Raw genomic sequence first — 19,904 nt, 5'->3', positions numbered from 1 at the left:
CGGGCACGAAACGCGAGACGAGGGCGCGGAGCACAGGGCTCGGGCACCCACGGCACCGGATGCCGGACACAGAAGGCGGATGCCGGCCGCAGGGCGCGGGCTGCGCCGGATGCCGGGCACTCGATGCCGAACACGGGGCGCCGGGCACACGGTCCTCGCCCGCCGCGAAGCGCCCCCGTACCGGGTACGGATCGCGCGCCAGCGCGTACGGCTCAGAGGTTCTTGCTGATGCAGAGGTACTGCTTGTCGGTCTGCGGCCGACGGGTGTCACCGGGGTGCCCGGTCAGAATTTCGACGTCATTGCGAATGACGCCAGAAATGTGCAGGGGGATGTGGAAGAGATCCGTCTCCTGCGGCCGGTAGAAGACGTCCATTCCGGTACGCAGATCGAAACGGAATCGCCGGTCCGGTGTCTGGGACCGCATCTTCGTATTCGGCAGGGACCGGACCTTCCGCATACGGTGCTGGGGCTCTTCGAGGGAAGTGCTCTCATACGCGGTGCCGGCCCGGTTGTAATCGTCCTGGAGCCGGATGAGATCGAACTTGTTCCTCGGGACCTCGACCTCGATCAGCTCCAGGGGCTCGTCCCCGGTGGAACGGGTCCCGTGAAACGCTCCGGCGGCGATACGGAGGATGGAGCCCTCCCTGACGCGGATCTCCTCGCGGTCGATCCCCGTGGTCACTCCCTGCCCGCCGAGGCACAGCAGATAGGTGAGCTTCCGCGGATGCACATGGACCGACGTGCTGTGACCACCGTCGATGTGGAGGGACCAGAGGTCGAAGAAGTCGTCCACGTACGCCCGGTACTCGTAGCCCCAGGGCTTCGGTATCACCTCGTCCAGGTGCGCGTCCTGGTCGAACTGCTCGTTGGACGGCCGCGCCCCGTCGCGCAGCAGTCCGGTCAGCTTCGCGATGTCGGCCCGGCCGGCGTCCACGCGAATCGGCATGAAGTCCGCCGTGTCGAGATGCTTTCCGGGCAGAATTTCCACACCTTGAGTTACCGTCACGTCATCCCCCTGATGGCTGGAAACTATATGTTCCGACCCCTTCGGCATGTGCCGTTCGGTGCCGTCGCAGACTTAACCAGCTAGGTGACAGCGGCCTCAAATAGAAGAACGTTGGTGCCCCATAACGGTGTTTGTGACACCTAGTCAGGGCCACTACTACCGCAGAGTAGCGATCATGTCGTAATTCGGAATTCGCTCTTCCTCCGTTTTCCCCGCGCCCCCTCTCCTCCGGCCGCACCGCCCGGGGCGTCGGACCGCCCTCGGAACGCCGCGTTCCCCGGAAGCGGCCGAATGTCTCCGGGGCCGGGGGAAAGAGTCGAGCCGAATCGCCCCCGACAGAGCGAACCCGGCCGGGGGCGGCGGTCATGATGACCGCCGCCCCCGGCCGGGTGGACGTGCTGCGCGAGGCGCGGGTGCCGATCCGCCGCGCCGGGGCCGCGTCGCCGGGAGAACCGGGCCACGAACCCGGCCGACCGGACCGCGAACCCGGCCGCGAACGGCTCAGGCCTGCTCGGTGCCCTCCGGCGACGGCCTGTCGGCGGCCGGGTCCAGGCCCAGGCGCTCCACGAGCCACTTGTCGAACTCGATCGAGGCCCGCACCCAGCTGACCGTCGACGAGACGAAGTGCTCCAGGCTGACGCCCGTGCCGATGAGCATCTGCGCCTCACCGATCAGCCGGACGGATGCCTCGGCGCCCTCCTCGGGCTCGTGGTTGTGGGTGTAGACCTTCGGCCACAGGGTGCGGCGGTTCCAGTCGTCGATCGCGTCGAGCAGCACCGGACGCTGGTCCGTGGCGTGCGGGCGGTCGTAGAACGTACGGACCGAGAAGACCTGCTGCTCCTCCTCGCCGCGGAACATGAAGTACGTGCGGAAGTCCTCCCACGGCGCGGCGAGGTCGCCCTCGTCGTCGACGACGTACTTCAGCTCCATCTGTTCGAGCAGCTGCTTGACGAGATCCTGGTCAGGGACGACGGGGCCCTCCGGTCCTGCCGCCTGCGGTTCGGGCTGGCCCCCGAAATTCGGAATCGAGGACGGGTCGATGCTCACCGTGTATTTCCCTTCGTACGGTTGGCCGCCATCCTCTCCCATGCCGGGCGGGGCGTGGCAAGCCCCGACGGGCCCGATCCGCCAGAAGCTGACAAAGCCCTGGCCGGACCGGGCACCGCCGGGGTGACGGGCGGGGCGGTCAGCGGGCGCGGCCCACGATCAGGCCGTCCCCCGCACGGTCCACCCGGACCGTGTCGCCGTCCTTGATCTCGCCCGACAGGATCTCCTTCGCGAGCCGGTCGCCGATCGCCGTCTGGATCAGGCGGCGCAGCGGCCGTGCCCCGTACGCCGGGTCGTTGCCCTCGTCCGCCAGCCAGGTCAGGGCCTCGGGCGTGATGTCGAGCGTGAGCCGGCGGTCGGCGAGCCGCTTGGCGAGGCGGCCGATCTGGAGTTCGGCGATGTGCGCCAGCTCGTCGCGGGACAGCGCCGAGAAGACCACCAGGTCGTCGAGCCGGTTGAGGAATTCGGGCTTGAAGGAGGCGCGTACGACACCCAGCACCTTCTCCTTCTTCTCCTCCGGCTTGGTGAGCGGGTCGACGAGGAACTGGCTGCCGAGGTTGGACGTCAGGATCAGGATGGTGTTGCGGAAGTCCACCGTCCGGCCCTGCCCGTCGGTGAGCCGGCCGTCGTCGAGGACCTGGAGCAGGATGTCGAAGACCTCCGGGTGGGCCTTCTCCACCTCGTCCAGCAGGACCACGCTGTACGGGCGGCGGCGGACCGCCTCGGTGAGCTGGCCACCCTCCTCGTACCCCACGTAACCGGGCGGGGCGCCGACCAGCCGGGCGACGCTGTGCTTCTCGCCGTACTCGCTCATGTCGATGCGGACCATGGCCCGCTCGTCGTCGAAGAGGAAGTCCGCGAGCGCCTTCGCCAGCTCGGTCTTGCCGACCCCGGTCGGGCCGAGGAAGAGGAACGATCCGGTGGGCCGGTCGGGGTCGGCGATCCCGGCGCGGGTGCGCCGTACCGCGTCCGACACGGCCTCGACCGCCTCGCTCTGCCCGATGAGGCGCCTGCCCAGCTCCTGCTCCATGCGCAGCAGCTTCCGCGTCTCGCCCTCCAGGAGACGGCCGGCCGGGATGCCGGTCCAGGCGCCGACGACGTCCGCGATGTCGTCCGGGCCGACCTCCTCCTTGACCATGGTGTCCTTGGTGTCCTTGGCGGCCTCCTGCTCGGCCTCGGACGCCTCCGCCAGCTCGCGTTCCAGGCCCGGGATCTCCCCGTACAGCAGCTTGGACGCGGTGTCGAAGTCGCCGTCGCGCTGGGCGCGTTCGGCCTGTCCGCGCAGTTCGTCGAGGCGTTCCTTCAGCTCACCGACGCGGTTGAGGCCCTGCTTCTCCTTCTCCCAGCGCGCGGTGAGCCCGCGCAGCTCCTCCTCCTTGTCGGCGAGGTCGCGGCGCAGCTTCTCCAGCCGCTGCCTGGACGCCGGGTCGGTCTCGTTCTTGAGGGCCAGCTCCTCCATCCGCAGGCGGTCGACGGCCCGCTGGAGCTCGTCGATCTCGACGGGCGAGGAGTCGATCTCCATGCGCAGCCGGGACGCCGCCTCGTCGACGAGGTCGATGGCCTTGTCGGGGAGGAAGCGGGACGTGATGTAGCGGTCGGAGAGAGTGGCGGCGGCGACCAGCGAGGAGTCCGCGATCTGCACCTTGTGGTGCGCCTCGTAACGGCCCTTGAGGCCGCGGAGGATCGCGATGGTGTCCTCGACGGACGGTTCGGCGACCAGGACCTGCTGGAAGCGGCGCTCCAGGGCGGGGTCCTTCTCGATCCGTTCGCGGTACTCGTCGAGGGTGGTGGCGCCGACCATGCGCAGCTCGCCGCGGGCCAGCATCGGCTTGAGCATGTTGCCCGCGTCCATCGAGGAGTCGCCGCCCGCGCCCGCGCCGACGACGGTGTGCAGCTCGTCGATGAACGTGATGACCTGGCCGTCGCTCTCCTTGATCTCGGAGAGTACGGTCTTCAGCCGCTCCTCGAACTCGCCCCGGTACTTGGCGCCCGCCACCATCGCGCCCAGGTCGAGCGAGACCAGCCGCTTGTTCTTCAGCGACTCGGGGACGTCGCCCTTGACGATGCGCTGGGCGAGTCCTTCGACGACGGCCGTCTTGCCGACGCCGGGTTCGCCGATGAGCACCGGGTTGTTCTTCGTACGCCGCGACAGCACCTGTACGACCCGGCGGATCTCCTGGTCGCGTCCGATGACGGGATCGAGCTTGCCCTCGCGCGCGGCGGCCGTGAAGTCGGTGCCGAACTTCTCCAGGGCCTTGTACTGGCCCTCCGGGTCGGGTGTGGTCACCCGGCGTCCTCCCCTGGTGTTCTCGAATGCTTCCAGCAGCTTCTTCGCCCCGGCCCCGTGCCGGGTGAGGACCTCACCGGCCCGGCCGCCCTCGGCCGCGACGGCGATCAGCAGGTGCTCGGTGGAGAGGTAGTCGTCGCCCAGCTCCTTCGCGCGCCGCGCGGCGTCGGCGATGACGGCGAGCAGTTCGCGGTTGGGCTGCGGCGGGGCGACCGTCGAGCCCGTGACGCTGGGCTGGGCGGCGAGCAGCTGCTCGGTATCGGCCCGCACGACGGCCTGGTCGGCCTCGACGGCCGCCAGCAGGTCGGTGATGTTCTCGTTGTCCTCACCCGCGAGGAGCGCCAGCAGCAGATGCGCGGGGGTGAGATCGGGGTGCCCGTCCTTGACGGCCCTGCTGGTGGCCGCGTTGATGGCGTCCCGGCTCCTGTTGGTCAGCTCGGCGTCCACGTGCGCTGTCTCCTCCTCGCCCGGTGTGTCTGTCCGGCGTCTCTCGTGAAGTGAACTCTGACTCGAACAACCTGTACAAAGTTGAGTCTATTCCACTCAAGGCAAGTTCGGTACGCGCCCCGCCTCGTCGCGGCCTCGGATTCGAGTGAACCGGCCTCATCGGCCTCCCGCCACCGCGGCGATCCTCGGTCGGCCACTGCCGGGACCACGCCGCACGCCCACGTCTGCCCCACGGCCGTGGACGTACGCGGGGCCGTACGCGCACCCGGCCCGGAGCAGGAAGGTCGTCGGCGCCCGGCCCGCGTCGGCCCGGTGTGATCACGGGCCGCGGGTCCGCCAGGTGCGCCGGCCCGTCACGGCCGCCGGCGACGCCGGAGGGGGCGCGGCGAGGGCGCGCACGCGGCGGGAGGGGGCGGGAGGGAGGCGGGGAGCGGGTCCGGAGCCGGAAGGCCGTCACGGGCGCGGTACGCCGCCACACGGAGCGGTACGGGCCGGGGCGCCGGGGCCCGGCGAAGCAGCCGAGGGCCGGAGCCCGGGTCCGGGCAGCACAACGGCGCCACCGTGTTCAGGTCACGATGGCGCCGTTGTGTGGGGGAAGTACCTGAGCGACACGTAACGACGGGGGAATCGCTCAGGCACTGCGGGGGGTGGCGATGATGGTTTCGGGCTCGCTCAGCTGGTGGTCACGCTGGTCGAGATTGACAAAGATCATGTCGTACCTGATCTCACACCGCACGGGTTGCGGGGCCCCTCGGGGCCGCCGCAAGCAGCGGTACGCACGGACTTCCTCGTTCTCCTCGCGGACGACGACGATCGGCTCGCCGAACAGAGTGACCATCAACGAATCGTCACGGTGCGGTATCGCCGAGACGAGGTCGATGAAGTGCCACCCTGACCGGTACGCCGTGGCCATCTCACGCCGGAAGACCCGATCGTCCGGCGGGACGGTCATGCGCTCGTACGGGCCGGAGTGGTGCCCCAGCCGGTGTCCTGCTGAACACCCGCCGGAGCGCTGCCCCAGCCGGTGTCCGCGGGTCCGAATCCCCAGCCGGTGTCCGGCGGGAGGTAGCCCCGGCCGGTGCCCTGCTGAACACTCGCCGGGGTGCTGCCCCAGCCGGTGTCACCAGGGGCGAGACCCCAGCCGGTGTCCAGGCGCACCTGTGTCGGCGCGCTGCCCCAGCCGGTATCCTGCTGAGCCGCCCCAGGAGTGCCGCCCCAGCCACCGCCCGCGACGCCCAGAACCCCGTAGGCCACGGCAGCGGAGAAAACTGCCGCAAGTACCGAGCGAAGCAATCTCTTGTACATAGTCGGCTTCGTCCTCACTTGATGGATTCCTCTCCCCCGCATGACAAGACGATGTCTTATTGAGGCACGTCAATGCCACAGGAACGATGCATCATGTTCTTGTACGTTCAGGACCCTGGGGGGTGGAGTTTTGCCCATGATCGACGCAAACCAGACACATCCCCATGCTGTCACCGAACTATGTGACGAAGGGGCGCACCTTTACGCCAGCGCGCTGAGCGTCGGCCGCATCGCCCGCGTCGAGGTGGAGGCGGCTCCCTGCCTGCTGGAATTCGCTCTTCTGCACCCCGATCCCGACGACCCGAACTGGCTGCGGCCCGTCACACCGTCCGTCGCGCTGGCCCAGCGGCTGCACCCCGTCGAGCGGGAGATCCAGGAGCGGCGCCGGCTTTCCATCGACCTGACGGAAGCTTTTGAGCCATTCATGGCCATCAGCGCGCTGAATCCGGCCCCGACCCACGCCATCACCGTCCTTGAGGGCTTCAACCGGATCAACGCCGCCCTGAACCTGGCCACCGCCGAGTGCCACACCGAGGTCCTGACCGTCCAGCCCGGCGGCGGCCGGCGCGAGCACATCCTGAGCCAGGCCCTGGAGCGCGACCGGCCGCTGATCGACCGCGGCGTCAGCATGCGCACGCTCTACCAGCACACGGTCCGGCACAGCCAGGGCACGATGGCGTACGTCGACCGCATCGCCAGCGGCAAGGTCGAGATCCGCACCCTCGAAGAGCTGATAGAGCGTCTGATCATCTGCGACGAGACGGTGGCGTTCATCCCCGTGCGCAACGACCAGCAGGTCGCCCTGGAGCTGCGCCACCCCGGCCTCGTCAGCTACCTCGTCAAGGTCTTCGAACAGCTCTGGCAGCGCGCCACGCCCCTCAACGAACCGGTGTCGTACGAACCGACCCCCGCCGGCATCACCGGAGTCCAGCGGACCATAGCGAAGATGCTCGTCGAGGGACACGTGGACGAGGCCATCGCCCGCCGCCTGGGCATGAACGTGCGGACCTGCCGCGCGCACATCGCCAAGCTCGCCGCCACCCTGGGCAGCGGCAGCCGCGCCCAGCTCGGCTACCTCATCGCGCACTCGGGGATTCTGCGGCACGAGGACTGAGACCCGTGGGCGCGCCCGGAAGGACCGCGGGCCGTGCGAGGTCCGCGTGGGAGCGCGGCCACATGCCGGAGGGCCGGCCCCCGCCGACGTGCGACGGGAAACCGGCCCTCTGCCGTGCGATGTGCGCACCGGCCCACGCGGTACGCGTACGAGGCCCAGCCCCGTCACCCGTACCCCCGCGTACCCGCGCGCCTGGACCGGTCCAAGGGCTGTCCCGCGATCCGTGGTGGATCAGCGTGCGGCGTCGGATGCGGTGCGTCGCAAGGCGCAGGAGCGTCCGCGTACTGGACGTACGGGGACGCTCCGACAACGCCGCGAGGCGCCGTAGCTGTCGTCGCACCCCACCAGGGAGTGCGGGACAGCCCTTACTGTCCGCGCCGGTCCGCCGGGCGCCAGATCACCAGCGCGCTGGTCTGCTGCACGTCCTGGTACGGCACCAGGTCACGGCGGTACGAGGCGTGCACCTGCGCCTCGCGCTGCTGGAGCGCGACCGCCGCGCCCTCCACCGCCGCCGACAGCTCGGCGACGCGCTGCTGAAGGGCGGCGACCTGGTTCTCCAGCTCGATGATGCGCTTGATGCCCGCGAGGTTGATGCCCTCGTCCTGCGACAACTGCTGCACCTGGCGGAGCAGTTCGATGTCACGGGCCGAGTAGCGCCTGCCCCGCCCGGCCGTGCGGTCCGGGGAGACCAGGCCGAGGCGGTCGTACTGGCGCAGTGTCTGCGGGTGCAGCCCCGAGAGCTGGGCCGCGACCGAGATCACGTACACCGGTGACTCGTCGGTCAGCTCGTACGGATTTCGCCGTCGGCCGTCCATCTCAAGCTCCCTTCGCGGCCTGGAACAGCTCCGCCCGCGGGTCCTCCCCCGCGGTCGCCTTCCGGTAGGTCTCCAACGCGTCCCTGGCCTCCGGGTCGAGGTCCTTGGGCACCGAGACCTCCACGGTGACCAGCAGGTCCCCGCGCGTCCCGTCCTTGCGCACCGCTCCCTTGCCACGGGCGCGCATCGTGCGTCCGTTCGGCGTGCCCGCAGGGAGCTTGAGGGTCACCGGGGGCCCGCCCAGGGTGGGCACCCTGACCTCGCCACCGAGCGCCGCCTCCGGGAAGGTGACCGGCACGGTGACGGTGAGGTTGTCGTCCTTGCGCCCGAACACCGGGTGGGTGTCGACGTGCACCACGACGTACAGATCGCCGGCCGGGCCGCCGCGCTCACCGGGAGCGCCCTTGCCGCGGAGCCGGATGCGCTGCCCGTCGGAGACGCCCGCCGGAATCCTGACCTGCATGGTCCGCGACGAACGCGCCCGGCCGCTCCCCTTGCAGACCTCGCAGGGGTCCTGGGCGATGAGGCCCCGGCCCTTGCAGTCCACGCAGGGATCGGTGAGCGAGAACCCGCCGCCGCTGCCGCGTGACACCTGGCCGGTGCCGACACAGGTCGGGCAGACCCTCGGTGTGCCGTTCTTGTCACCCGTGCCGGAACACGCCTTGCAGGGCGCCTGGCTGGACATCCGCAACGGGACCGTGGCCCCGTCGACCGCCTCGGTGAAGCTGAGCGTCACCTCGGACTCGACGTCCTGGCCCCGGCGCGGCTGCGGACGCGTGCCCGCACCACCCCGGTTGAAGAGGCCGCCGAAGACGTCTCCCAGACCACCACCACCGCCGCCGAACCCTCCGGCGCCGCCGGGCTGGCCCCCGCCCTGGGCGCCTCCGAAGAGGTCGCCCAGGTCGAAGTTGAAGTTGCCTCCCGCGCCGCCGGGTCCGGGGCGGACGCCGCCGTTGCCGAACAGGGCGCGTGCCTCGTCGTACTCCTTGCGCTTCTTGGGGTCACCGAGGACGTCGTTCGCCTCGGAGACCGACTTGAAGCGCTCCTCCGCCTTCGCGTCGCCCTTGTTGGCGTCCGGGTGCGACTCGCGGGCGAGCTTCCGGTACGCCTTCTTGATCTCTGCGTCGGTGGCGTCCTTGGGGACGCCGAGAACCTTGTAGTAGTCCTTCTCGACGAAGTCCTTCGTGCTCATCGACGTCCCTCCTTCCGGACGACTGGCGCGGGGGCACCGAGGTGGTCAGGCCGGTTGTCGCACCGGCCGTCAGACCTCCTCCGTGCCACCGCTCTCCTCGTCGGTTGCCTTCTCTTCCTTGTCCGCGGCGGGCGTCGCGCCCGGCTGCGGCTCGGCCACCGCCACCCGCGCGGGGCGGATGGTGCGCTCGCCGATGCGGTACCCGGGCTGCAGGATCGCCACGCAGGTCGTCTCGGTGACGTCCGGCGCGTACGAGTGCATCAGGGCCTCGTGGATCGTCGGGTCGAAGGGCTCGCCCTCCTTGCCGAACTGCTGGAGGCCCAGCTTGGCGACGACCGTCTCCAGCGACTCGGCCACCGACTTGAAGCCGCCGACCAGCTCGCCGTGCTCGCGCGCCCGGCCGATGTCGTCGAGCACGGGCAGCAGCTCGGACAGGAGGTTCGCGGAGGCGATCTCCTTGACCGTGACCCGGTCCCGCTCGACGCGGCGGCGGTAGTTCTGGTACTCGGCCTGGACCCGCTGGACATCGGCCGTGCGCTCACTGAGCGCGGAACGGGCCTGGTCCAGCTGGGCCGTCAGCCCGACTGTCTCTTTCGCGTCCCCGGCCTCGGCCTCGGGGGCCTCCTTCTCGGAGGCCCCTTCGGTCTTCGGCTCGGCGTCTTCAGGAGTGGCGCCGGAGGGGACGTCGGGCTTCTCCTCGAAGCCCGGGGTCTCCTCAGTCACGCCGCACCGCCCTTGTTGTCCTTCTCGTCGTCCACGATCTCGGCGTCGACCACGTCGTCGTCGGCCTTCGCCTGCTCGGTGCCCGGCGCGTCGGCGCCCGGAGCGGCACCCTCGGCCTGGGCGTTGGCGTACATCGCCTGGCCCAGCTTCTGCGAGACGGCGGCGACCTTCTCGGTGGCCGTGCGGATCTCGGCGGAGTCCTCGCCCTTGAGCTTCTCCTTCAGCTCGGCGAGCGCGGCCTCCACCTCCGTCTTGACGTCGGCCGGGACCTTGTCCTCGTTGTCCTTGAGGAACTTCTCGGTCTGGTACGAGAGCTGCTCGCCCTGGTTGCGGGACTCGGCGGCCTCGCGGCGACGGTGGTCCTCGTCCGCGTACTGCTCGGCCTCCTGGCGCATCCGGTCGACCTCGTCCTTCGGCAGCGAGGAGCCACCGGTGACGGTCATCTTCTGCTCCTTGCCCGTGCCCAGGTCCTTCGCGGTCACGTGCATGATGCCGTTGGCATCGATGTCGAACGCGACCTCGACCTGCGGCACGCCACGCGGGGCCGGCGGCAGACCGGTCAGCTCGAACATCCCGAGCTTCTTGTTGTACGCCGCGATCTCGCGCTCGCCCTGGTAGACCTGGATCTGCACGGACGGCTGGTTGTCCTCGGCCGTCGTGAAGATCTCGGACCGCTTGGTCGGGATCGTGGTGTTGCGCTCGATCAGCTTGGTCATGATGCCGCCCTTGGTCTCGATACCCAGGGACAGCGGGGTCACGTCGAGGAGCAGGACGTCCTTGACCTCACCCTTGAGGACACCGGCCTGGAGCGAGGCGCCGATCGCGACGACCTCGTCCGGGTTGACACCCTTGTTGGCCTCCTTGCCGCCGGTCAGCTCCTTCACGAGCTCGGCGACGGCGGGCATACGCGTCGAGCCACCGACGAGAACGACGTGGTCGATCTCGGAGAGCTGGATGCCCGCGTCCTTCACCACGTTGTTGAACGGGGTCTTGCAGCGGTCCAGCAGATCGGCCGTCAGCTGCTGGAACTGGGCGCGCGTCAGCTTCTCGTCCAGGTGCAGCGGGCCCTCGGCGGACGCCGTGATGTACGGAAGGTTGATGCTGGTCTCGGTCGAGGACGACAGCTCGATCTTCGCCTTCTCCGCGGCCTCGCGGAGACGCTGGAGAGCCATCTTGTCCTTGGCCAGGTCCACACCGTGGCCGTTGGCGAACTGCTTCACCAGGTAGTCGACGACGCGCTGGTCCCAGTCGTCACCACCGAGGTGGTTGTCACCGTTGGTGGCCTTCACCTCGACGACGCCGTCACCGATCTCCAGCAGCGAGACGTCGAAGGTGCCGCCACCGAGGTCGAAGACGAGGATCGTCTGGTCGTCCTTGTCGAGCCCGTACGCCAGAGCGGCGGCCGTCGGCTCGTTGACGATGCGCAGGACGTTGAGCCCCGCGATCTCGCCGGCCTCCTTGGTCGCCTGGCGCTCGGAGTCGTTGAAGTACGCCGGGACGGTGATGACCGCGTCGACGACCTTCTCGCCCAGGTACGCCTCGGCGTCCCGCTTCAACTTCTGCAGGATGAAGGCGCTCATCTGCTGCGGGTTGAAGTCCTTGCCGTCGATGTTGACCTTCCAGTCGGTGCCCATGTGGCGCTTGACCGAGCGGATGGTCCTGTCGACGTTCGTCACTGCCTGGCGCTTGGCGACCTCGCCGACCAGCACCTCGCCGTTCTTCGCGAAGGCGACGACGGACGGCGTGGTCCTGGCGCCTTCGGCGTTGGTGATGACGGTGGGCTCGCCGCCTTCGAGAACGCTGACGACGGAGTTAGTCGTGCCCAGGTCGATGCCGACCGCACGTGCCATTTCGATTCCTCCAACTGACTACTTGAGTGGATCTGACTCAAGGATGCATGACACCAGTCCCGGAGTCAACAGACATGAGTCAGGGTGGCTCAACTATCGTGCACGCACCGCACGCCACCCGCGCATCCTGCCCGGGACAACCGCGATGAATCCCGTTGACGGGCGTTCGATCGGCCGACTCGACAGGGACCACGGGCCGGGAATCCCGCGACCCCGCCGCCGGGGCGGCGCGTCGCGCTCCGAACGGGCGCCGTTTCGTGAACCACACCCCCGCCCCACCTTGCCACCATAGGGGCGCTATGTCACAAAATGCCGGGGAAGCCCACGACTGGAGGACCCCGGCTCCCCATCCCCCGATCCCCAGGCAGGCAGACGCGATGCGGCCGACAGAGAACCAGGCGGCGGGCCGGGCGCCGAACCGGCGGACCTCCCCGCACCCACACCCGTACCCGTACAACCGTCCACACCCGCATCCGCACTCCTACCCGCTCCCGCCTCCCCCGCCCCTCCCGGCGGCCAAACGCGTGCTGGACCTCCTCCTGGCCACCGCCCTCCTGATGGCGGTCGCCCCGCTGCTGGCCGCCACCACCCTGGCGCTCGCGGCGCGACGGCCGCCCGGCGGCGTGCTCGTACGGTCCGTACGCACCGGGCTCGGCGGCCACCCGTTCGTCCTGCGCTCCCTGCGCACCCGCAGCCCCCGGCTGAACGCGCTGTCCCGGCTCCCCCACGTCGTACGCGGGGATCTCTCGCTCGTCGGCCCCGAACCCCTCGCCCCCGGCGACCCCCGGGCCGACGAGTGCGGACCCTGGCGGCACGAGCTGCGGCCGGGCCTCACCGGCCTGGCCCAGGTCCGCTCCCGCTCCGGACTGCCGTGGGACGAACCGGCACTCCTCGACCAGCACTACGCCGACCACCACCGGACAGGGCTCGACCTGGCGATCCTGGCGAAGGCGGCACGCCTGCCACCGCGCACCGCGACACGCACGACGCACCCGGACGACCTCCTGGCACGTCTGAGCGACACAGATCACCGGCCACTCGGCTACAGCGCGCCGGGATAAGTGGATAGGGTCAGCACAGACTGATTAAGTTACTGCTTAGTAAGTGCGGTATCCCACCCTCGCAGGCCCGAGGAGCCCTTCATGCAACTCGCCGCGATCATCGTGTCGCTGGTGCTGACCGTTGTCGGCGTCGCGCTCATCGCCCGAGCCGTCGCGCAGATCTACCGGTTCGTCACACTCGGACAGCCGGTCCCGGCAGGCAGCCGCACCGACCATCCCAAGCAGCGCACCCTCACCCTGGCCAAGGAATTCCTGGGGCACACCCGGATGAACCGCTGGGGGATCGTCGGCGTCGCGCACTGGTTCGTCGCCATCGGCTTCCTGACGCTGCCGCCGACCCTGCTCCAGGCGTACGGGCAGCTCTTCAAGGCCGACTGGGTCCTGCCGGTCATCGGCGACTGGCTGCCGTTCGAGCTGTACATCGAGTTCATCGGTCTGATGACGACCGCCGGCATCCTCGTGCTGATGGCCATCCGGCTGCTGGACCTCCCCTCCCGGGCCGGCCGCAAGTCCCGCTTCACGGGCTCCAAGGCGTGGCAGGCGTACTTCGTCGAGTACGTCATCCTCGTCATCGGCCTCGCCATCCTGACGCTGCGCGGCCTTGAGGGCGCGATCCACCACGTCGGCGGCTACGAGGCCGCGTACTTCGTCTCGTACCCCTTGGTCCTGGCGTTCAAGGGGCTCTCCCTCGGCACGCTCCAGAACCTCATCTACCTCACCGCGATGATCAAGATCGGCACCTCGCTGATCTGGATGATCACCGTCTCGCTGAACACCAACATGGGTGTCGCCTGGCACCGCTTCCTCGCGTTCCCGAACATCTGGTTCAAGCGGAAGGCCGACGGTTCCACCGCGATGGGCGCCCTGCTGCCGATGACCTCGGGCGGCAAGGAGATCGACTTCGAGGACCCGGGCGAGGACGACGTCTTCGGTGTCTCCCAGGTCGAGCAGTTCTCCTGGAAGGGCATCCTCGACTTCTCCACCTGCACCGAGTGCGGTCGCTGCCAGTCGCAGTGCCCGGCCTGGAACACGGGCAAGCCGCTCTCCCCCAAGCTCCTGATCATGTCGCTGCGCGACCACGCGCACGCCAAGGCCCCGTACCTCCTCGCGGGCGGCGGCAAGGACATGGAGGGCGACGAGAAGGCGACGCCCGAGCAGCTGAAGGACGTACCGGCCGCCGCGCTCGCCGAGGCGGAGCGCCCCCTCATCGGCACGGCCGAGGAGAACGGCGTCATCGACCCCGACGTCCTCTGGTCCTGCACCACCTGCGGTGCCTGTGTCGAACAGTGCCCGGTCGACATCGAGCACATCGACCACATCGTCGACATGCGCCGCTACCAGGTGATGATCGAGTCGTCGTTCCCGTCCGAGGCGGGCACGATGCTCAAGAACCTGGAGAAGAAGGGCAACCCCTGGGGGCTGGCCAAGAAGCAGCGCGTCGAGTGGACGAAGGAGGTCGACTTCGAGGTCCCGATCGTCGGCAAGACCGTCGAGGACCTGTCGGAGGTCGACTACCTCTACTGGGTCGGCTGCGCGGGGGCCCTGGAGGACCGGGCCAAGAAGACGACGAAGGCGTTCGCGGAGCTGCTGCACATCGCGGGCGTGAAGTTCGCGATCATGGGCGGCGACGAGAAGTGCACGGGCGACTCGGCCCGCCGCCTCGGCAACGAGCCGCTGTTCCAGCAGCTCGGCCAGGAGAACGTCGCGATGCTGAACATGGCGTACGGCGAGGACGACGAGGACCCCTCCACGAGGAAGCCCACGTCGTCGAAGAAGATCGTCGCGACCTGCCCGCACTGCTTCAACACCATCGCGAACGAGTACCCGCAGCTCGGCGGCGAGTACGAGGTCATCCACCACACCCAGCTGCTCCAGCACCTCGTCGACGAGGGCAGGCTGGTCCCGGTGACGCCGGTCGAGGGCCTGATCACGTACCACGACCCCTGCTACCTGGGCCGGCACAACAAGGTCTACACACCACCGCGCGAGATCATCGCGAGCGTGCCGGGGCTGCGGAACGAGGAGATGCACCGCCACAAGGAACGCGGCTTCTGCTGCGGTGCCGGTGGTGCCCGGATGTGGATGGAGGAGCGGATCGGCAAGCGCGTCAACAACGAGCGCGTCGACGAGGCGCTGTCCCTCAACCCGGACATCGTCTCGACCGCCTGCCCGTTCTGCCTCGTCATGCTGACCGACTCGGTCAACGGCAAGAAGAACGACGGTGAGGCCAAGGAGTCGCTGAAGGTCGTCGACGTCTCGCAGCTGCTGCTGGAGTCCGTGAAGACCCCGGCGGACGAGCCGGACGAACCGGGTCCGCCGGGTCCCCAGGGAACGACGGACGCGCCGGAACCGGAGCCGGTGAAGTAACCGCGTCCGCGCTCATGTTCGCGTTCATGTTCGTGCCCGCGCCCGCGTTCATGTTCGCGTCCGCGTCCGCGTTCACGTCCCTGTCCGGGGCCGTGTCCGCGCGGACATGAGCGGCCGGACCCGCCTCGGGGGCGGGACCGGCCGCTTCTGTCTTCCCCCCTCCGCCCAGGGAATCCCCGGAACCCCCACACCCCCCGGGCCCCCCGAATCCCCCCGGCTTTCCCCGGATTTCCCCGGATTTCCCCCTAAGGGATGTCACAGCTAGGCCGCAATGGCAGGCGGGTGCCGTCGGCGCTTCCACCGCCCACACGCGGACCAGGTACGTTCGATGCCGTGGCTGGATTCAGGATCGGACGCGGCCGGGACAACCGCACCCCGCAACAACAACCGCAACAGCGGCAGCGGCAACAGCCGCCGTACGGCACGCCGGCACCACCGCCGCCGCCGTACGGTGGTCAGCCGTGGCCGCCGCCGGGAGGCAACGGAGCCCCGTACCCCAACGCCCCGTACGCCGGGCAGGCGCAGCAACCGGGCGGCAACGCGCACGGCGAACCCGAGTACTTCGGCGACCCGTACCACCAGCCCCACTCCCCGCAGAGCGACCCGTACGCCAACAACCCCGGTCACACGCAGGCGTTCAGCGTCGGTGACGACCCGTACGGCGACGGCAACACCTACCGCGCCGGCCAGTCGCCCCCTCCGCCCGTGGGCCCCCGACTGCACTGGAAGCAGCTGCTGAGCGGAATCGTGCTGCGCCCCGGGCCGACGTTCTGGCAGATGCGCGACCACTCGGTGTGGGGTCCGGCGCTCATCGTCACGTTCCTCTACGGCCTGCTGGCCCTCTTCGGCTTCGACCAGGCCCGTGACGAGGCGATCCACGCGACGATCTCGACGGCCATCCCGTACGTGCTCTTCACGGCCGTGGGCTTCGTCATCGGCGGGCTGGTGCTCGGCGCGGTGACCCACACCCTCGCCCGCCAGCTCGGCGGCGACGGCGCCTGGCAGCCGACCGTGGGCCTGTCCATGCTGATCATGTCCCTCACGGACGCGCCCCGTCTGATCTTCGCCGTCTTCCTGGGCGGTGAGAACGGGCTGGTCCAGGTGGTCGGCTGGGTCACCTGGCTGGCCGCGGGCGCACTCTTCACCTCGATGGTGAGCAAGTCGCACGACCTGCCGTGGCCGAAGGCACTGGGCGCGTCCGCGATCCAGCTGATCGCCCTGCTGTCGATCATCAAACTGGGCACCATCTGAGCACCGCCCGACGCGGTGCCCGGCACGCGCCGCACAGGAGAGAACCCCCGGACGACGACAACGACGTCCGGGGGTTCCCGTACAACACCGACTCCGGACACCGCCCCTGGGCACGACCCCTCCGAGTCGCGTCACCGGCACCGGCACCTGACTGCGGCTGCGGCTGCGGCTGCCATCTGCGGCTGCGGCTGCTCCCGCTCCGCCTCAGGCGTCGAGCACCTGCCCACCACGCCGTACGACGGGCTTCTCCACGCTCCACGGGAAGTTGATCCAGCGATCGGTCCGCTTCCACACGTACTCGCACCGCACGAGCGACTGCGGCTTCTCGTAGACGACCGCGCTGCGCACCTCGGCGACATGGTCGATGCAGAAGTCGCGTACCAGCTTCAGCGTCCTCCCGGTGTCGGCGACGTCGTCGGCGATGAGGACCTTCTTGTCCGAGAAGTCGACGACGTCGGGCACGGGCGCCAGCATGACCGGCATCTCAAGGGTGGTCCCGACCCCGGTGTAGAACTCGACGTTCACGAGGTGGATGTTCTTGCAGTCCAGGGCGTACGCGAGTCCGCCCGCGACGAACACCCCGCCGCGCGCGATGCTGAGGATCACGTCCGGCTCGTACCCGTCGTCGGCGACGGTCTGCGCCAGCTCACGCACCGCGTGACCGAACCCGTCGTAGGTGAGGTTCTCCCGCACGTCCGTGCCCGCGTCCGTGTCACCCATGGCCCGGCCTCACACCTGTGTCCGGTGGAAATTCATGAAGGAGCGCGAGGCGGTGGGCCCGCGCTGCCCCTGGTAACGCGACCCGTAGCGCTCGGAGCCGTACGGGAACTCGGACGGCGAAGTCATCCGGAACAGACAGAGCTGCCCGATCTTCATGCCGGGCCACAGCTTTATGGGCAGGGTCGCGAGGTTGGACAGCTCAAGGGTCACGTGCCCCGAGAACCCGGGATCGATGAACCCGGCCGTCGAGTGCGTCACCAGCCCGAGCCGCCCCAGCGAACTCTTGCCTTCCAGCCGCGAGGCGAGATCGTCGGGCAGCGAGACGACCTCGTACGTCGAAGCCAGCACGAACTCACCGGGGTGGAGGATGAACGGCTCGTCCCCGTCCGGTTCGACCGTACGGGTCAGGTCCACCTGCTCGACCGCTGGATCGATATGGGGGTAGCGGTGGTTCTCGAACACCCGGAAGTAGCGGTCGAGCCGCACATCGATGCTCGAGGGCTGCACCATCGACGCGTCGTACGGATCAATGCGAACCCGCCCGGCGTCGATCTCGGCCCGGATGTCCTTGTCAGAGAGAAGCACGTCCCGAGGATACGCAGAACGCGCGGACCGGCCCCAACCGGACCACCCCGCGCGTTCCACCGAACCCGCCGTACACCTCGCGTCCGCGTACGCCCCGCTCCGCCTAACGGTCCTCGAAGCTCCGCCTAACGGTCCTCGAAGCTCCGCCTAACGGTCCTCGAACGCCACGGGCACCGCGTGCCGCAACCGGGCACAACGCGGACAGCGAATGAGCCGACCCGGCCCGATCCGCCCGGCCCCGAGCTGCTGCATCGGGAACGAAGCGGTAGCGAAAACGTGCCCTTCGGCACAGCGGACGACGGTGCGCTCCATCGAATCCATCAAGTCCCTTCCCCAACCAAGCCGTGGACGAGAGCGCCACATTAGGGGATGAACGGGACGCCACTCCAGGCGGCACTCCGACCCCGCACGTTACGCCCCCAACTCCCGCCCCGAGCACCCCCACCACCCGCCCGGACACGCCCGCCCTCCGCCCACCTCGACTCACCCGGCCCACAGGACGAAGACCCCACGGCGCATACGCCGGGGGTCTGGCATGGGGTAGAGTGAGCGAGGATGCACAACAGGTCATGCGGTGTGTCAGGCGGGTGTAGTTTAATGGTAGAACATGAGCTTCCCAAGCTCAGAGCGCGAGTTCGATTCTCGTCACCCGCTCTTTCGTGAAGCCCCAGGTCGGAGACCTGGGGCTTCGTTGTTGTCTAGACCTCCAGGTGGCCACGTGCCATTCGCGTGCCATATGGGACCTCGGGCGACGTCACGATGGAGGCCGATCCAGACCCTGATCGCGAATCGTGAACCTGAGTGAGATTGATCTAGCTCGCTCACGAACCGAAGGATTGCGCCTGCACGCCGGAAATTCGACATGGTCCCGACAGAGGCTGGCAGACCCGACGCATACCCTTGGAGCCCGCTCCGCTCTGCGCACGAATGGGTGATGATGGCGCCGTGATCGTGGATGTGAGCAACTACGAGCTGGTGTGGCCGACATCGCTGTTCGTATCGGAAGGGGAACGCATCCTGAGGACGCCGACCTCTCAGTGGGAGGACCGTGCGGAGTGGCTCCTGACCGAGGCGATGGTCGGGTCAACTGCGGTGACGGACTTCCGAGAGGTCGATGCTTTCCGTGATCCCTGGGCCACCACGCGGGAAAGCCGGACCCTGACGAGAACGCGCGAGAACTGGTTCTCGGAGCTCATCAGTCGCGCTTCGGAGATACGGCCCGCGCTCGCGCCCCGGCCTTACTGGCCTCAGCGACAGGGACGCGGCTTGATTGCCGACGGGAGCACCGATCGAGATGCACGCCGTGACTTCGCACGGATCGTCGCCGACTTCGCGGACAACGGCTACCTGGTCGAGCAGTTCGGCGAGGAGTGCGTCGACGGGTCGGACGACCTACCCGACGCCTCCGCGCTGATCGAACGGCGCCTGGGCATTCCAGACCTGTGGCCCCTGGCTCCGGCCACCTGGGACGAGGACACCTTCTACGGTCTGATCGAGGTCTTCCACGACCTCGTCAGCCGTCCCCGACGCCGGAGCTTCCACTCCTATAGCGGTTGCGGTTGGCACCACTCGGAGTTCCACAACGGACCGGCCCGAATCCTCTATCGCGCGAAGATCAACGATCTACTGCGCGAAGCCGGGATCGAGTACGAGCTCGCGGCTGAAGGTGAGGACCTGGGGCGGCTTGTTGCCATAACCGACGACGCGCGTCGTCAGCTGGTGCACCATGTCCTCAAAGACAGTCCTCCCGCCGTCACCGACCGCGTCCGGCACGCCATCGCACTCTTCCGCGCCCGCGACGCATCTCTGGAGAGCAAGCGGTCGGCCATCGTTGCCGCCGTCGGCATCCTGGAGGAGCGCCGCGCCCTGATCCGCGAGGACCTGGGAAAGCCTGACGATGGCGCGCTGTTCGAAATCGCCAACAGATTCGGCCTGCGTCACCGTCGCGCGGACCAACTCGCTAACTACAGCGACGCTTTCCTCGACTGGATCTTCTGGTGGTACCTCGCCACCGTCGAACTGACCAACAAGCTGATCGAGGCAGCGGAACCCCCGGCTGTCGGCCCCGCATCCGAGCCGCCTTTTAGGGGCTGAGAAGCAGCAGGTGGAGGTCCGCTCTGGACCCCCACCTGT

16 protein-coding genes and 1 tRNA gene are annotated in these 19,904 nt (G+C 68.9%); 6 read left to right on the top strand and 11 right to left on the bottom strand.

Features of this window, described 5'->3' with window-relative positions:
• Window positions 1-212 precede the first annotated feature (212 nt).
• The 5 genes from PZB75_RS16580 to PZB75_RS16560 form a co-directional block, all read right to left on the bottom strand.
• Window positions 213-947: a cupin domain-containing protein gene (locus PZB75_RS16580; protein ID WP_275536077.1), complete on the bottom strand. Its 735-nt coding sequence runs from the start codon at window positions 945-947 to the stop codon at window positions 213-215.
• Window positions 948-1,508: 561 nt separating this feature from the next.
• Window positions 1,509-2,054 carry a YbjN domain-containing protein gene (locus tag PZB75_RS16575; RefSeq protein ID WP_275536076.1) on the bottom strand — a complete coding sequence of 182 codons (546 nt, stop codon included), beginning with the start codon at window positions 2,052-2,054 and terminating at the stop codon, window positions 1,509-1,511.
• A gap of 139 nt (window positions 2,055-2,193) precedes the next feature.
• Window positions 2,194-4,788, bottom strand: a complete 2,595-nt coding sequence (gene clpB, locus PZB75_RS16570) for an ATP-dependent chaperone ClpB (protein ID WP_275536075.1) — start codon at window positions 4,786-4,788, stop codon at window positions 2,194-2,196.
• Between the two features lie 631 nt (window positions 4,789-5,419).
• Window positions 5,420-5,740 carry a (2Fe-2S)-binding protein gene (locus tag PZB75_RS16565; RefSeq protein ID WP_275536074.1) on the bottom strand — a complete coding sequence of 107 codons (321 nt, stop codon included), beginning with the start codon at window positions 5,738-5,740 and terminating at the stop codon, window positions 5,420-5,422.
• Window positions 5,737-6,042: a hypothetical protein gene (locus tag PZB75_RS16560; protein WP_275536073.1), complete on the bottom strand. Its 306-nt coding sequence runs from the start codon at window positions 6,040-6,042 to the stop codon at window positions 5,737-5,739. Before PZB75_RS16560 ends, PZB75_RS16565 begins: the two co-directional genes overlap by 4 nt.
• Window positions 6,043-6,229: 187 nt before the next feature.
• Here PZB75_RS16560 and PZB75_RS16555 point away from each other — a divergent pair, with 187 nt between their 5' ends.
• Complete coding sequence (locus PZB75_RS16555) at window positions 6,230-7,207, top strand: helix-turn-helix transcriptional regulator (RefSeq protein WP_275536072.1); 978 nt, start codon at window positions 6,230-6,232, stop codon at window positions 7,205-7,207.
• 365 nt (window positions 7,208-7,572) lie between these two features.
• Here PZB75_RS16555 and PZB75_RS16550 read toward each other — a convergent pair whose 3' ends face one another.
• From PZB75_RS16550 to dnaK, 4 genes are all read right to left on the bottom strand, one after another.
• Entirely contained in the window at window positions 7,573-8,022 is a 450-nt protein-coding gene (locus tag PZB75_RS16550; protein WP_275536071.1) for a helix-turn-helix domain-containing protein, read from the bottom strand.
• Between the two features lies 1 nt (window position 8,023).
• Window positions 8,024-9,214 (bottom strand): molecular chaperone DnaJ, encoded by a 1,191-nt coding sequence (gene dnaJ / locus PZB75_RS16545; protein WP_275536070.1) that lies wholly within the window; start codon window positions 9,212-9,214, stop codon window positions 8,024-8,026.
• A gap of 69 nt (window positions 9,215-9,283) precedes the next feature.
• Entirely contained in the window at window positions 9,284-9,937 is a 654-nt protein-coding gene (gene grpE / locus PZB75_RS16540; RefSeq protein WP_275536069.1) for a nucleotide exchange factor GrpE, read from the bottom strand.
• The gene (dnaK, locus tag PZB75_RS16535) at window positions 9,934-11,787 is read right to left on the bottom strand and encodes a molecular chaperone DnaK (protein WP_275536068.1); all 1,854 of its coding nucleotides are present in this window, start codon (window positions 11,785-11,787) and stop codon (window positions 9,934-9,936) included. The genes grpE and dnaK overlap by 4 nt, the downstream gene beginning before the upstream one ends.
• 524 nt (window positions 11,788-12,311) lie before the next feature.
• On the opposite strand from dnaK, the gene PZB75_RS16530 reads away from it, so the two are divergent.
• From PZB75_RS16530 to PZB75_RS16520, 3 genes are all read left to right on the top strand, one after another.
• The gene (locus tag PZB75_RS16530) at window positions 12,312-12,848 is read left to right on the top strand and encodes a sugar transferase (protein WP_275536067.1); all 537 of its coding nucleotides are present in this window, start codon (window positions 12,312-12,314) and stop codon (window positions 12,846-12,848) included.
• Window positions 12,849-12,929: 81 nt separating this feature from the next.
• Window positions 12,930-15,215: a (Fe-S)-binding protein gene (locus PZB75_RS16525; protein WP_275536066.1), complete on the top strand. Its 2,286-nt coding sequence runs from the start codon at window positions 12,930-12,932 to the stop codon at window positions 15,213-15,215.
• Between the two features lie 333 nt (window positions 15,216-15,548).
• Entirely contained in the window at window positions 15,549-16,466 is a 918-nt protein-coding gene (locus tag PZB75_RS16520) for a Yip1 family protein (RefSeq protein ID WP_275536065.1), read from the top strand.
• Between the two features lie 204 nt (window positions 16,467-16,670).
• Here the strand turns inward: PZB75_RS16520 and PZB75_RS16515 are convergent, their stop codons facing one another.
• Window positions 16,671-17,186 carry a phosphoribosyltransferase gene (locus PZB75_RS16515; protein WP_275536064.1) on the bottom strand — a complete coding sequence of 172 codons (516 nt, stop codon included), beginning with the start codon at window positions 17,184-17,186 and terminating at the stop codon, window positions 16,671-16,673.
• 9 nt (window positions 17,187-17,195) lie between these two features.
• Window positions 17,196-17,771, bottom strand: a complete 576-nt coding sequence (dcd, locus tag PZB75_RS16510; protein WP_275536063.1) for a dCTP deaminase — start codon at window positions 17,769-17,771, stop codon at window positions 17,196-17,198.
• A 583-nt stretch (window positions 17,772-18,354) separates the two neighbouring features.
• Here dcd and PZB75_RS16505 point away from each other — a divergent pair.
• Window positions 18,355-18,425, top strand: a tRNA-Gly gene (locus PZB75_RS16505).
• Window positions 18,426-18,698: 273 nt separating this feature from the next.
• Window positions 18,699-19,865 (top strand): hypothetical protein, encoded by a 1,167-nt coding sequence (locus tag PZB75_RS16500; RefSeq protein WP_275536062.1) that lies wholly within the window; start codon window positions 18,699-18,701, stop codon window positions 19,863-19,865.
• The last annotated feature ends 39 nt before the right edge of the window (window positions 19,866-19,904 follow it).

It is taken from the genome of Streptomyces sp. AM 4-1-1 (assembly GCF_029167625.1).
GTDB lineage: Bacteria > Actinomycetota > Actinomycetes > Streptomycetales > Streptomycetaceae > Streptomyces.
The sequence above is the reverse complement of the archived record's forward strand: the minus strand, read 5'-3'. Positions and strand labels throughout refer to the sequence as shown.